At 70.3% G+C, this 12,693-nt stretch carries 19 protein-coding genes; 11 read left to right on the top strand and 8 right to left on the bottom strand.

Annotated elements, in window-relative coordinates:
* Window positions 1–19 precede the first annotated feature (19 nt).
* The 4 genes from ABD198_RS05845 to ABD198_RS05830 all read left to right on the top strand — a co-directional run bounded on the left by ABD198_RS05845 (window position 20) and on the right by ABD198_RS05830 (window position 2,475).
* Complete coding sequence (locus ABD198_RS05845) at window positions 20–934, top strand: N-acetylmuramoyl-L-alanine amidase (protein ID WP_343998288.1); 915 nt, start codon at window positions 20–22, stop codon at window positions 932–934.
* 22 nt (window positions 935–956) lie between these two features.
* Complete coding sequence (locus ABD198_RS05840; protein ID WP_343998287.1) at window positions 957–1,319, top strand: hypothetical protein; 363 nt, start codon at window positions 957–959, stop codon at window positions 1,317–1,319.
* 12 nt (window positions 1,320–1,331) lie between these two features.
* Window positions 1,332–1,619, top strand: coding sequence for a hypothetical protein (locus ABD198_RS05835; RefSeq protein WP_343998286.1), 288 nt, complete (start codon window positions 1,332–1,334; stop codon window positions 1,617–1,619).
* 691 nt (window positions 1,620–2,310) lie between these two features.
* Window positions 2,311–2,475 carry a hypothetical protein gene (locus ABD198_RS05830; RefSeq protein WP_343998285.1) on the top strand — a complete coding sequence of 55 codons (165 nt, stop codon included), beginning with the start codon at window positions 2,311–2,313 and terminating at the stop codon, window positions 2,473–2,475.
* Window positions 2,476–2,605: 130 nt separating this feature from the next.
* On the opposite strand, the gene ABD198_RS05825 is transcribed toward ABD198_RS05830, so the two are convergent.
* Window positions 2,606–2,911 carry a hypothetical protein gene (locus ABD198_RS05825; RefSeq protein ID WP_343998284.1) on the bottom strand — a complete coding sequence of 102 codons (306 nt, stop codon included), beginning with the start codon at window positions 2,909–2,911 and terminating at the stop codon, window positions 2,606–2,608.
* A gap of 84 nt (window positions 2,912–2,995) precedes the next feature.
* On the opposite strand from ABD198_RS05825, the gene ABD198_RS05820 reads away from it, so the two are divergent.
* A complete protein-coding gene (locus ABD198_RS05820; protein WP_343998283.1) occupies window positions 2,996–3,568 on the top strand; it encodes a recombinase family protein in 573 nt (190 codons plus the stop codon).
* A 62-nt stretch (window positions 3,569–3,630) separates the two neighbouring features.
* Here ABD198_RS05820 and ABD198_RS05815 read toward each other — a convergent pair whose 3' ends face one another.
* Entirely contained in the window at window positions 3,631–3,837 is a 207-nt protein-coding gene (locus ABD198_RS05815) for a hypothetical protein (RefSeq protein ID WP_343998282.1), read from the bottom strand.
* Window positions 3,838–3,951: 114 nt separating this feature from the next.
* Between ABD198_RS05815 and ABD198_RS05810 the strand changes: the two genes are divergently transcribed.
* Both ABD198_RS05810 and ABD198_RS05805 read left to right on the top strand, forming a co-directional pair.
* Window positions 3,952–4,311: a site-specific integrase gene (locus tag ABD198_RS05810; protein ID WP_343998281.1), complete on the top strand. Its 360-nt coding sequence runs from the start codon at window positions 3,952–3,954 to the stop codon at window positions 4,309–4,311.
* 259 nt (window positions 4,312–4,570) lie between these two features.
* A complete protein-coding gene (locus ABD198_RS05805; protein WP_343998280.1) occupies window positions 4,571–4,756 on the top strand; it encodes a hypothetical protein in 186 nt (61 codons plus the stop codon).
* Between the two features lie 83 nt (window positions 4,757–4,839).
* Here ABD198_RS05805 and ABD198_RS05800 read toward each other — a convergent pair whose 3' ends face one another.
* Both ABD198_RS05800 and ABD198_RS05795 read right to left on the bottom strand, forming a co-directional pair.
* The gene (locus ABD198_RS05800) at window positions 4,840–5,019 is read right to left on the bottom strand and encodes a hypothetical protein (RefSeq protein ID WP_343998279.1); all 180 of its coding nucleotides are present in this window, start codon (window positions 5,017–5,019) and stop codon (window positions 4,840–4,842) included.
* A gap of 34 nt (window positions 5,020–5,053) precedes the next feature.
* Window positions 5,054–5,305 carry a winged helix-turn-helix domain-containing protein gene (locus ABD198_RS05795; RefSeq protein WP_343998278.1) on the bottom strand — a complete coding sequence of 84 codons (252 nt, stop codon included), beginning with the start codon at window positions 5,303–5,305 and terminating at the stop codon, window positions 5,054–5,056.
* 158 nt (window positions 5,306–5,463) lie between these two features.
* Between ABD198_RS05795 and ABD198_RS05790 the strand changes: the two genes are divergently transcribed.
* Window positions 5,464–5,703 carry a hypothetical protein gene (locus tag ABD198_RS05790; protein ID WP_343998277.1) on the top strand — a complete coding sequence of 80 codons (240 nt, stop codon included), beginning with the start codon at window positions 5,464–5,466 and terminating at the stop codon, window positions 5,701–5,703.
* Window positions 5,704–5,823: 120 nt separating this feature from the next.
* On the opposite strand, the gene ABD198_RS05785 is transcribed toward ABD198_RS05790, so the two are convergent.
* From ABD198_RS05785 to ABD198_RS05775, 3 genes are all read right to left on the bottom strand, one after another.
* A complete protein-coding gene (locus ABD198_RS05785) occupies window positions 5,824–6,054 on the bottom strand; it encodes a helix-turn-helix domain-containing protein (RefSeq protein WP_343998276.1) in 231 nt (76 codons plus the stop codon).
* A 503-nt stretch (window positions 6,055–6,557) separates the two neighbouring features.
* Entirely contained in the window at window positions 6,558–7,433 is an 876-nt protein-coding gene (locus ABD198_RS05780) for an undecaprenyl-diphosphate phosphatase (RefSeq protein WP_343998275.1), read from the bottom strand.
* Window positions 7,434–7,631: 198 nt separating this feature from the next.
* Window positions 7,632–8,102 carry a winged helix-turn-helix transcriptional regulator gene (locus ABD198_RS05775; protein ID WP_343998274.1) on the bottom strand — a complete coding sequence of 157 codons (471 nt, stop codon included), beginning with the start codon at window positions 8,100–8,102 and terminating at the stop codon, window positions 7,632–7,634.
* Between the two features lie 188 nt (window positions 8,103–8,290).
* Between ABD198_RS05775 and ABD198_RS05770 the strand changes: the two genes are divergently transcribed.
* Window positions 8,291–9,460, top strand: coding sequence for a thiolase family protein (locus ABD198_RS05770; RefSeq protein WP_343998273.1), 1,170 nt, complete (start codon window positions 8,291–8,293; stop codon window positions 9,458–9,460).
* 89 nt (window positions 9,461–9,549) lie between these two features.
* Here ABD198_RS05770 and ABD198_RS05765 read toward each other — a convergent pair whose 3' ends face one another.
* Entirely contained in the window at window positions 9,550–10,350 is an 801-nt protein-coding gene (locus ABD198_RS05765; protein ID WP_343998272.1) for a TVP38/TMEM64 family protein, read from the bottom strand.
* A 49-nt stretch (window positions 10,351–10,399) separates the two neighbouring features.
* On the opposite strand from ABD198_RS05765, the gene ABD198_RS05760 reads away from it, so the two are divergent.
* Window positions 10,400–11,122 carry a DNA alkylation repair protein gene (locus tag ABD198_RS05760; RefSeq protein WP_343998271.1) on the top strand — a complete coding sequence of 241 codons (723 nt, stop codon included), beginning with the start codon at window positions 10,400–10,402 and terminating at the stop codon, window positions 11,120–11,122.
* 277 nt (window positions 11,123–11,399) lie between these two features.
* The gene (tuf, locus tag ABD198_RS05755) at window positions 11,400–12,569 is read left to right on the top strand and encodes an elongation factor Tu (RefSeq protein ID WP_343998270.1); all 1,170 of its coding nucleotides are present in this window, start codon (window positions 11,400–11,402) and stop codon (window positions 12,567–12,569) included.
* The last annotated feature ends 124 nt before the right edge of the window (window positions 12,570–12,693 follow it).

The following is a 12,693-nucleotide window of genomic DNA, read 5'->3' as shown; positions in this document are numbered from 1 at the left end:
GCGCCCCGATGGAGCCCGCATGGCCACACCCCTGTCCGCGTCCGCGTTCCTCGCCGCCCTCCACAACGAGGGCGTGCAGGTTGTCGAAGTCGGCAACTGGGAGACGCACAACCGCAACCAGAAGGGCCCCTGGGGACCCGTGCACGGCGTGATGATCCACCACACCGTCACCAAGGGCACCGCCAACACCGTCGACCTGTGCCGCCGCGGCCACAGCACCCTCCCCGGCCCGCTGTGCACCGGCGTCATCGCCAAGGACGGCAAGGTCCATCTCGTCGGCTACGGCCGCACCAACCACGCCGGACTCGGCGACCCCGACGTCCTCGCCGCAGTCATCGCCGAGAAGAAGCCGCCCGCCGACAACCAGGCCACCGTCGACGGGAACCGGCACTTCTACGGCTTCGAGTGCGAGAACCTCGGCGACGGCGAAGACCCCTGGCCCGCCGCCCAGCTGGAGGCCATCGAGAAGGTGGCCGCCGCGATCTGCCGCGCGCACGGCTGGAACGAGCGGTCGGTGATCGGGCACCTGGAGTGGCAGCCCGGGAAGGTCGACCCCCGCGGCTTCACTATGGACTCGATGCGGGATCGGATCGGGGACCGGCTCGGAGGTAAGACGCCGACGCCCGCACCCCTGCCGACGCCGCGGCGTCCCGTGGTCGACCTCTCGCAGCTGATCGCCGCTGCCCGCACCAATCCGCAGGCGTCCGGCCAGCCCGTCACCTATGCGGGCGTGCGCACCGTGGAGGCCGCCCTCGTCGACCAGGGCCTTCTCTCCAAGCGCTACAGCGATGGGCACTACGGCACCACCACCGTGGCCGCCTACGCGGCCTGGCAGCGCCACCTCGGCTACCGCGGCAGCGACGCCGACGGCATCCCCGGCAAGACGTCGCTCACCCAGCTCGGTGACCGCTACGGATTCAAGGTCACCGCGTAACCCACTCGAGTCAGGAACCCTCATGAAGATCTTCGGCCGTGAACCGGCTCTCCTCATCGCCACGATCAGCGCCGCCCTGTCCCTGCTGGTCACCTTCCAGTTCGGGCTGTCCGCCGAGCAGGCGGGTGCGATCGTCGCCGTCATCAGCGCCGTGTTCGCCGCGGCCACGGCCGCCGTCACCCGCCCGATCGCGCCGTCCGCGTTCACCGGTCTCGTCGCCGCCGTCGCCGCGCTCCTCGCCGCCTACGGCCTCGAGCTGTCGGCGGAGAAGGTCGGCGCCATCAACGCCGTCGTCCTCGCCGGCCTCGCGCTGCTCACCCGCGGCCAGGTCACCCCGTCCGGCCCGTCGACACCGGCCACCGCCGAGCCGCCGCGGGCCATCTGATCGGAGCCACCTGTGGACGAGCCGACCCTCGGCGAGGTGGTCCGGCGCTTCGAGGATCGGGTCGTCGACCTACGCGACGACATACAGCAGCTCGGGCGCCGCCTTGACGAGAAGGTCGACCAGCGCATCTACGACCTGCGACACGAATCCCTCAGCGCCCGCGTCACCACCCTGGAGACCCTCCGGGAGAAAGACGCCGAGAAGCTCGTCGCCACCCGCCGCTGGCTCGTCGGCGCCGTGATCGTGCCACTCGTCGGCATCCTGCTGCCGGTGGTGATTCTCCTCGTGCGGGGGGCGTGATCGTGACACGTGCAGAACTCCGCAAGGAGGAACGACGCTGGCGGCGCGGCGACATCCTCGCCGTGACCGGCGCACTCGTTATTGGGGGCGCCTTCGCGTGGATCGTGCTCAGCGTCCAAGGACTCACGCACGAACTCCACACCGCCAACCAGGCTCGCGACGCGCTCGCCGCACAAGTGCAGCGCCTTGGTGAGTCCCCTGTGGCCGGACCGCCCGGATCCCGCGGCGAGCCCGGCCAGTCCGTGCGCGGCCCGAAGGGCGACCCGGGAGATCCGGGCGAGCCAGGAGACTCCGGCGAGCCGGGCTCCCCAGGCCCATCCGGATCACCCGGACAGCCGGGGCAGGCAGGAGAGGACGGAGAGCCGGGCCAGCCCGGACCGCCCGGCGCACCCGGATCCGACGGCGAGCCGGGAGCAAACGGCGAAGCGGGAGAGCCCGGACCGCAGGGACCCCAGGGCGATCCCGGGCCGGCCGGACCCCAGGGGCCAGCCGGCGAGCGAGGGCCAGCCGGTCCGCCGCCGTCGGGCTGGACGTTCGAGTACCGCGGCACCACCTACGAGTGCACCCCCGACGGGGACGGCTCTACGCGCTACACCTGCCGTCCCAGCGACGGTGGTGGCGGTGGAGGTCTGCCGCTGCCTCTGGCTGCCGGACTCGACCCGCACCGCCGCGAGTATCTGTAGGAGGCATCATGCCTGAAGCGCGCGAGCGGCCGCCGCGCCGCGACGACACCGCCGCAGACATCCAATCCCTCGTCCGCCTCGGCCGCGAGGAGCCGCCACCCGTCCCCGCCCCGTCCCCGCAGCCGTTCCTGGAACCGGCCGGCTGGCCGCCACCCGACGACGAACCCGCATGACAGACGCCCCCACCGCTTCGGCGGTGGGGGCGTACTGCTGTGCGGGCTCACGGAGTTGGGGTGATGGACTCTCGATAACATGCCATATCCGGGCCCCGCTCCCACCAAGGAGTGGGGCCCGTTGCCGCGCTCAGCGGCCCTCGCGGATCGCCACGGCCAGATCCTTGATCGCAGCGCCGACCGCCAGGAGCGCATGCACCTGGGCCCGGGCAAGGAGCGCCGCTTGGTCGGCAGACCCGTTCTCCTCTGCATAGGTGTCGTCCAGGGTGTTGAGCGCCCTCGCCTGCAGCTGGTCGTACCTTCGCTCCACCATGTCCGCCCTCTCGTCGCCTGCTTGGGTCGCGAGTCTGCCGAAGGCGGGGCGGGTTGTCAGCAGCGCCCGACCCTCTGGGGCAGGCGTCGAGAAACGACCGTCTGCCGTCAGGTGGTCGGCCAACTGTGTTCCTGCAGCACGAGAATGACGTAAACCCGTGTCCCTAACTATGTCGCACAAAGGCCTCGGAATCGCTACGCTAGGTCTATGAGAATCGGATACGGCCGCGTCTCCACGCGCGACCAGAACCCAGACGCACAGGAGGACGCTCTCAAGGAAGCCGGCTGCGACCCCGTCTTCGTCGACAAGGCATCCGGCAAGCTCGCCTCCCGGCCCGAACTCGACAAGGCCCTCATCGCCGCGCGTGAGGGAGACGAGTTCGTCATCACCAAGCTCGACCGTCTCGGCCGCTCCCTGAAGAACCTCATCGAGTTGTCTGAGCAGCTGGACAAGAAGGGCGTCAACCTCGTCGTCCTGAGCCAGGGCATCGACACCAGCACCCCGGCGGGCCGGATGTTCTTTCAGATCCTGGGGGCCATCGCCGAGTTCGAGCGAGCTCTCATCGTTGAGCGCACCCGCGACGGCCTGGAAGCCGCCCGGGCGCGCGGTCGGGTCGGCGGCAGGAAGCAGGCACTCAAGCCGCGACAGATCAAGCTCGCGCAGGAGATGTACGACGAGCTGGGCGAAGACGGCAAGCGCAAGCACACCGTGCAGGACATCGCCAACGAACTCGGCGTCGCCCGCACCACCATCTACCGCTACCTCGAAAGAGAGAAGTGAGGACACCGACCACAGAACGGCGCCCCGCCCAGGGAAAGTGGGCGGGGCGCCGCTGCGTCAGCCTACTGACTCTCGATCGAGAAGCCGTCGTGCCCGGCGCAGAGAGCATCCGGGCAGTACCAGAGGACGGACACGTCAGGATCGACGCTGCCACTCATGTCGCTCAAGGGCCTACGGTCGACGCGACTCATCTTGCCGCAGTGAATGCAGGGGTGGGCGCGGAGCCGGCGGGCTTCGGACTGGCTGTAGATGGTCTTCGGAGTGCTCATGCTCGGACGGTACGACCAATCTGCCGACACGTTCCCCCCGCTCTACTCGCTGTCCTGCGCCACGCCGTAGGTACCGCTATTCGCCCTGCGTTGTCCTCTTCCCCGGCTACGTCCGTGGCGGCTCGATGCCCGCCTACCGTCCGCGCCTGGCTCACCTGGCGCGCCGCCGCAGGCATCACCACCGGCCCCGCCTTCCTGCCCATCACCGTCCACGGCCGCCTCGGCAACCACGCCCTCTCACCCGAAGCCGTCCGCGAGATCATCGCCCGCAACGCCGAACGCGCCGGCCTCACCGTCCGCCTCACCGGCCACAGCATGCGAGCCGGATTCATCACCACCAGTCGGCGGGCCGGGAAGCGAGAGGAGAAGATCCGCGAGCAGTCCGGCCACGCCGAGAACAGCCCCGCCTTCTGGGGGTACATCCGCGAAGCCGACAAGTGGACCGACGCCGCATCGGAGGACATCGGCCTGTAGCCGCCCTCCCCGTGCCACACTGCTCATAGGCCCGTCACGCAAGTCCCCCGTCGTGGCGGGCCTTCTGGCATCCTGGGTTTGCTGCTGACGCGCCGGCCGCGGACGGTGCTCAGAGGCGATGGCCCGAGGCCGCGGGCGCGACCGCCACCGTCCGAGCGCCCCCTGCCCCCCCAGCAGCGGGGCGCTCACGCTGTCCGGGCGGACGCCTCCGGAATGATCTTGTCGCGGTGGGTGGCACGCTGCCGCCATGATTCATGAAATGAAGCTCAAGCCCATCGTCCGGCCCGTCATCCACCCCTCCGGGATGGTTGTCTGCCTGCCGACCGGACTGAAGGAGTTCGTCTGCTCCTGCGGCGGCCGATACACGCTGCCCAGCCTCGAGCTGCCGCACAAGACCGTTCCTGGCCGCGAGCATCTGATCGTGGTGCGGCCCACCTGCTCGTAGACTGGCCGCATCTATCAGCCCATGCTGGCTGCGTGCTGAAGCCGCCCCCGCCCGTACAGCGCCGGACCGGGGGCGGACTGCTGTCACGCCGCGGTCGTCACCTCGGCGCGCACCGCCTGCACCCACTCGTCCCGCAGCTCCTCGTACCGCTCACGGGTCGGCCCCCACAGCCAGCCGCCCGTCTCCTGCAGCAGGGCACGGATCTCCGCATCCACCACGGCAGACGGCCGCACGAGGCCCTGGTCAGGCGGGACGGGAGACATGCCGTCGATCGTATCGGCGGCCTCCGACAAGCCGCTATGAGTTCCCGCCCGGCGGCTGGGGGAGCTCGGTCACGAACGTCCCGATACCCGGCTGCATCTCTGCCAGCCCGGCCTGCCGGAGCTCCTTCAGTACACGCTTGGCGGTGACCTGGCTGATGCCGAACTCGTCGCACACTGCCATCGCGGAGGGGAGCCGGCCGCCGGGCGGGTAGGTGCCGTCGAGGATGCGCTCCGACATCACGGCGTACACCTGCCGCCACCTCGGAATGTCCGGCTCCCATTTCATGATCTCGGACGCTAGGCGGGACCAGCCGAACACGCGAGATCAGACGACCCATACGACCTATACCGCTTATCCCGCGCGGGTATCTTGAAATTGCAGGTGCCCCCGCGACCGCGCACACGGCCCGGGGGCTGGCCGACAGCTGCAAGGGAGCCGTCAGCGTGGACGAGCGTAGAGACCCCCAGGCGCCCGCGGGAAGACGCCCGCCACCCCCGGTCGCCGCCGCGGCAAGCAGGCTGTCGCCGCCACAGGAGGCGTGGCAGCGGTACGTCGACCACACGCTGAACGTGTGCGACACCTGCCGGGGTGTCGACGGACCGCCCTGCCAGCAGGCCGAGGATCTGTACGCCGCCTGGCGCGAGGTGGCCGACGCCGCGATGGACCGGGTGTGGCACACATAAATCGCTGGCCAAAGCATTGACGTGCAGTGATCGGGGTGCGCACCCACTTCACAAGGTCATTAAGGTGCTGTTGACTGAGTTTCAATAGTCCCCGGTCAGGACGCGGCCGTAGCGGTGCAGTCACCCGTGCAGGAGGTCTGTGACGTGAATCCGCAGCGCGTGGGCCACCAGCAGGAGGTGGCTCAACTTCATCTCGTGCCCGGCCTCCATGCGCTGGATCGTCGACCGGTCGATGCCGGCGGTGTGGGCGAGGGACTCCTGGGTGAGGTTTTGGTGGAGTCGTCTCACGCGGATGCGGTCGCCGACGGCCCTGCGGGCCGCTGGGACCCACTCGGGAAGTTCGGCTGGCACCCGGCCAACGTCTTACGGATCATGATCATAAGTCAGCAGCAGATTTGAGGCACTTTTCGATCATGGAGTGAGTCTCGCTGCACCGCACCGACAGCTCTTCGGTCTGACATATGCCGCAGGGCCTCGTATAGTGTCCATGAATCGAACGCGCGTTCGCTCTTTCGGGTGAACCGAAGCCCTGCGCCGTGGGTCATCCGATGCACAGGGAAGCAGGAGAGGCAGACACACATGAAGAGCCACCCCTGCAGCGGGCTCAGCGCTTCCAGAGCGACCAGTGGTCGAATCGGCGCCGATCGCTGGTTTGTGGTGCCACCCTCCGGGCCGCAGGACCTACCTCCCAAGTAGCGGCCCGGAGGGTGGCTCCACTCATTCAATACGACGCCCATGGGAGAAGGGTGGGAGAAATAGGCCCCAAATTGCTGCACCCAGCTACGCGTTCCTGCGAGATACTGCGCGAAAATCTACGCAACTAGGCTGACAGGAACCAGCGCGAACACGCACTGCTAGCTCCCGGATTCGCCCGCATGAGGACTCAGCACACCTGCGCTGACCAGCGCAATCACCACAACGCCCAGCGCGATGCGGTACCAGACGAACGGCATGAAGCTCTTCGTAGAGATGAATTTCATGAACCAGGCGATCACCAGGTACCCCGTGCCGAAGGCGATCACCGTGGCGAACACGGTCGGGCCCCAGGAGACATGGCCGCCCTCGGCGGCGTCCTTCAGCTCGAACAGGCCGGAGGCGAGCACCGCCGGGATCGCCAGCAGGAACGAGTAGCGGGCCGCGGCCTCGCGGCGGTAGCCCATGAACAGGCCGCCGCTGATGGTGGCGCCCGAGCGGGAGACACCCGGGACGAGCGCCATGGCCTGGCAGACGCCGTAGATCAGACCGTCCCTGACGGTCAGTTCGGTCAGCTCCTTGCGCCGCTTGGCCGCTCGGTGCCGGCCCCCGCTCTCGTCCCGCGCCGCCAGCCGGTCGGCGACGCCGAGGACGATGCCCATGCCGATCAGCATGGCCGCGGTGAGCCGCAGATCGCGGAACGGGCCCTCGATCTGGTCCTTGAGCGTCACCCCGAGCACGCCGATGGGGATGGAGCCGACGATGACCAGCCAGCCCATCCGGGCGTCGTTGTCCCGGCGCATCTGTTTGTCCGTCAGCGACCGTGTCCAGGCCGTCAGGATGCGACCGATGTCCTTGCGGAAGTAGATCAGCACCGCCGTCTCCGTGCCGATCTGGGTGATGGCGGTGAAGGCGGCGCCGGGGTCCTCCCAGCCCGAGAAGGCGGCGGTCAGCCGCAGGTGCGCGCTGGAGGAGATGGGGAGGAACTCGGTCAGCCCCTGGACGAGTCCGAGGATGAGGGATTCAAACCAAGACATGAGGTAGCGGAGTCCAAGTGCCGGTCGTGGAACGGGCGACGGGCACACCGGGCTGCCGCTTGCGCGGTGACTGATGATCGGGCGTGCCGGGGGCAGCGTAGCGTCCCGAGGTGAACAACCCCGGTACGGCGACCCAGGCGGCGTCGTCCGGCGGGTGACGGCGGAGTGGACGGGTGAGTCCGGGCCACAGCCCGCGGTTCAGGCGGCCGTCGGGCCGCTCACCGTCCACCCGGGTGCCTGCGGACGGGGCGTCAGATCCTCGTGGCGCACCGGCTCGCCGCAGGCGCGGCAGGTGACGACCGGGACCAGATCCTCGCCGCAGCTGTGCTCCAGCACCATGGGCCGGTCGCCGTCCGGCCGCAGATGGCGGTTGCCCCAGTCCATCAGCGTCATCAGCACGGGCTCCAGCTCCAGTCCCGCCGCGGTGGGCCGGTACTCGAAGCGCTGCGGGCGCTCGCTGTACAGCCGCTTGGTCAGGATCCCGGCCTCCACCAGCCGCTTCAGTCGCGTGGCCAGGATGTCGCGCGGCGCGCCGATGTTGCGGGCGAGCTGGTCGAACCGGCCGTTGCCGAGGCACACCTCGCGCAGCACAAGCAGGGAGTACTTCTCGCCGACCAGGGCGAGCGTGTCGGCGATCGAACAGGGGCGCGGTTCCTTGGAGGCGGCCATGGCGGCAAGTCTAGGTGAGGGTTGGATTTTCCAACCCACCCGGTTATGGTGGGTCCAGATTTCCTACTCATCGGTAATCGCCAGAACGCCCAGATCGATATATCGCCAGATCGTCACGGTCACCGCATCGGCCGGCAGGAACGGCCGGTGCTCCGGTCACCGCCCGGACGGCCAAGGAGGCCCGCACCATGCGTGACGCAGTCGTCGTCGAAGCCGTACGTACCCCGATCGGCAAGGGCAAGCCCAACGGCGCCCTCGCCCACGTCCACCCCGTCGAACTCCTCGCCCACACGCTGCGGACCCTCGTCGAGAGGTCCGGGGTCGACCCCGACCTGATCGACGACGTGATCGGCGGCACCGTCGACCAGGTCGGCGAGCAGGCCATGAACACCACCCGCTACGCCGTACTGTCGGCCGGCTTCCCGGAGTCGGTGCCGGCCACCACCGTGGACCGCCAGTGCGGCTCCTCCCAGCAGGCCGTGCACTTCGCCGCCCAGGGCGTCATGTCGGGGGCGTACGACCTGGTCGTCGCCTGCGGCGTGGAGTCGATGAGCCGCGTCCCGATGTGGTCCAACGTGCCGCCCGGGGCCGACCCGTTCGGGCCCGGTGTCGCCGAGCGCTACCCCGAGGGCCTGGTCCCGCAGGGCGTCAGCGCCGAGCTGATCGCCGCCAAGTGGTCCCTCACCCGCGAGCGGATGGACGCCTTCGCCGTCTCCTCGCACCGCAAGGCGACGGCGGCCTGGGACACCGGCCTGTTCGACGCCGAGGTCGCACCGCTCGAGGGCCTGACCCGGGACGAGAGCGTCCGGCCGGACACCGGTCCGGAGGTGCTGGCCGGTCTCAAGCCCGCCTACCACGACCCGGCGTTCGCCGAGCGCTTCCCGCAGATCGAGTGGAACATCACGGCGGGCAACGCCAGCCCCGTCAACGACGGCGCCTCCGCCGTGCTCATCACCTCCAGCGAGACGGCCGCCCGCCTCGGCCTGCGCCCGCTGGCCCGGCTGCACAGCTTCGCCGTCACCGGCTCCGACCCGCTGCTGATGCTCACCGGCGTGGTCCCGGCCACCGAGAAGGTCCTGCGCCGCGCCGGCCTGACCATCGACGACATCGATCTGTTCGAGGTCAACGAGGCGTTCGCCAGCGTCGTCCTGGCCTGGCAGCAGGAGACCGGCGCCGATCTCGCCAAGGTCAATGTGCACGGCGGCGCGATCGCGCTCGGCCATCCGCTGGGCGCCAGCGGCACCCGGCTCACCACCACCCTGGTCCACGCGATGCGCGCACGCGGCGCCCGCTACGGCCTGCAGACCATGTGCGAGGCCGGCGGACTCGCCAACGCGATGATCCTCGAGGCGGTCTGAGGGGAAGGCCCGGGCCGCAGATCAGCCCGGGTCGACAGATCGGCGCCCGGTCCGCACCTCGGCCTCGGAGGCCCGGGCGACGCGAGCCCTCAGTGCCCGCGCAGCCGGTGCCGCTTGCGCCAGGCCACCACGGCACCGGCGAGCGCCGGCACGGCGATGCAGGCCAGCGCGATCAGAAAGGCGGGCGAGGTCGGCGCCGAGGCGCGGGCGCCGGCGACGACATAGGCGGCGGTGTTCGGGATCGAGCCGAGCGCCGTCGCCAGCAGAAAGGGCGTCAGACCCATCCGGGAGACCGAGGCACAGTAGTTGGCCGCCGCGAAGGGTACGCCCGGGAACAGCCGGGTGGCCAGCATCGAACGGAAGCCGTGCCGGCTGAGCTGATGGTCCGCCGCCTTCAGCAGCCGCCCGCGCAGCAGCGGGCGCAGCGCGTCCTGGCCGAGCGCCCGCCCCAGACAGAACGCGAGCCCTGCCCCGAGCACCGTGCCCGCCAGCGCGGAACCCAGACCCAGCTGGGTGCCGAACAGCGCGCCGGCCGCCAGGTTCAGCAGCGGGCGCGGCACGAACGCCACCGTGCAGGCGCCGTACGCCACCGCGTAGGCCACCACGGCCGCCGCTCCGGACAGGTGCGGCGGCCAGCCGTTCGTCAGCAGTCTCTGCGGCTCGAAGACCAGCACCGCCGCCGCGGCGGAGGCCAGCAGCACGACCAGCAGGGTCAGCCGCGACCAGGGCGAGAGCAGGGCTCTGGCGCAGCGCGCCGCGAAGGGCGCCGGAGGAACCGTGGCGAGCGCGCCCTCGGGGACGGCGAGCTCGGTCGCTGTGGTCGCTGTCGTCGCCGTGGCCCGGGGAGAGGCCGCGGCGGTGCCGCCAGAGCGGGTGGTGGCATCGAGCATCCGGTGACACTAACCGACATATGTCTGTGATCGCCGTAGTCTGCGTCTCATGGGTGTCACAGGGAAGCGCGCGCCGCGCATTCCGGCCGGCCCGCTCGCGGACACCGTGCTGGAGCGGCTCACCGCCGCCTACGCGCCCGCCGCGGACCCGGAGCGGGCGGCGGCGATGCGGGCCTGCATGAAGGACGTCTCGCCCTTCCTGGGGCTGAGCTCGCCGGTCCGCCGCGCCCTGGACCGGACCGTGGTGCGAGGGCTGCCCCGCCCCGACGAGACCGACTGCACCGCGATCGCCCTGCGCTGCTGGGAGCTGCCCGAGCGGGAGTACCGGTACTTCGCGGTGGACTGGCTGCGCCGCCAGGTGCGCCACTGCTCCTCCGGCTTCCTGCCCGTCGTCCGGCATCTGATCACCACCGACCCCTGGTGGGACACCGTCGACCTGCTCGCCGTCCATGTCGTCGGCCCGCTGGTCGCCGCCGACCCCAAGCTCAAGGACGTCATGGACGAGTGGGCCGGCGACGACGACCTGTGGCTCGCCCGCACCGCCCTGCTCCACCAGCTGCGCTACAAGGCGCGCACCGACACCGGCCGGCTCTTCGGCTACTGCCTGCGCCGGGCCGGGCACCCCGACTTATTCATCCGCAAGGCCGTCGGCTGGTGCCTGCGCGAGTACGCCAAGACCGACCCGGACGCGGTGCGCGCCTTCGTCGCCGAGCACCGGGACCGGCTCGCGCCGCTGTCGGTGCGGGAGGCGCTCAAGAACATCGGCGACTGACCAGTCGTCAGCCGCCGACCGGGCGCCCATAAATCGTTCGACGGAACGTGACGCATCCGCGATGATCGTCGTCATGTTCCGGTACGCCTTCCACGTCGCAGCATCCGCCGCCGCGGATGCCCTGAAGGCTGCCGTTCGCTGCTTCCTCACCGCCGTCGACGGCGCCCGAGGCTGACCCTCCCCGGATCGTTCCGGCGGACCCCGCATGGGGAGGGTCGGCGAGTGACCGGGGTCCCGTTTCCCTTTCACCAGGTTCACCAGGCTTCGAGGTACCGCCATGTCCAAGACGGCGTACGTCCGCACCAAACCGCATCTGAACATCGGCACGATGGGCCATGTCGACCACGGCAAGACGACCCTGACCGCCGCCATCACCAAGGTGCTCGCCGAGCGGGGCGCCGGCACGTTCGTGCCGTTCGACCGCATCGACCGGGCGCCGGAGGAGGCCGCCCGCGGCATCACCATCAACATCGCGCACGTCGAGTACGAGACCGACACCCGGCACTACGCGCACGTCGACATGCCCGGCCACGCCGACTACGTCAAGAACATGGTCACCGGCGCGGCGCAGCTCGACGGGGCGATCCTCGTCGTCTCCGCGCTCGAGGGGATCATGCCGCAGACCGCCGAACACGTCCTGCTCGCCCGGCAGGTGGGCGTCGACCACATCGTCGTCGCCCTCAACAAGGCCGACGCGGGGGACGAGGAGCTGATCGACCTGGTCGAGCTCGAGGTCCGCGACCTGCTCACCGCGCACGGCTACGGCGGTGACTCCGTGCCCGTGGTACGGGTGTCGGGGCTGAAGGCGCTGGAGGGCGACCCCCGGTGGACGGCCTCGATCGACGCGCTGCTCGACGCGGTGGACACCTATGTGCCCATGCCGGAGCGGTATCTGGACGCGCCGTTCCTGCTGCCCGTCGAGAACATGCTCACCATCACCGGGCGCGGCACCGTGGTCACCGGTGCGGTAGAGCGCGGGACCGTGCGGGTCGGCGAGCGGGTCGAGGTGCTGGGCGCGTCCCTGGAGACGGTCGTCACCGGCCTGGAGACCTTCGGCAAGCCGATGGAGGAGGCGCAGGCCGGGGACAACGTGGCGCTGCTGCTGCGGGGTGTGCCGAGGGACGCCGTGCGGCGCGGGCACGTGGTGGCCGCGCCGGGCAGCGTCGAGCCGCGCCGGCGGTTCACCGCCCAGGTGTATGTGCTGTCCGCCCGCGAGGGCGGCCGCACGACGCCCGTCTCCACCGGGTACCGGCCGCAGTTCTACATCCGCACCGCGGACGTGGTCGGCGACATCGACCTCGGTGAGGCGGGTGTCGCAAGGCCGGGGGAGACGGTGACGATGACCGTCGAGCTGGGGCGGGCCGTCCCGCTGGAGCCCGGGCTCGGGTTCGCCATCCGAGAGGGCGGGCGGACCGTCGGCGCCGGGACGGTGAGCACCGTTCTGTGAAAAAGCGCCCTGATGTGAGGGGAGTTCCTCATATCAGGGCGTGCGCGGGGACCGCGGGCCGGCCGGGGGCCGGTCGTGCGGTTCCCCGCGCTGCCATGGGTGGCGAGGGCCCGGCACAATTGGC

Origin of the sequence: Streptomyces thermocarboxydovorans, assembly GCF_039524635.1 — a bacterium.
Taxonomy (GTDB): domain Bacteria; phylum Actinomycetota; class Actinomycetes; order Streptomycetales; family Streptomycetaceae; genus Streptomyces; species Streptomyces thermocarboxydovorans.
The sequence above is the reverse complement of the archived record's forward strand: the minus strand, read 5'-3'. Positions and strand labels throughout refer to the sequence as shown.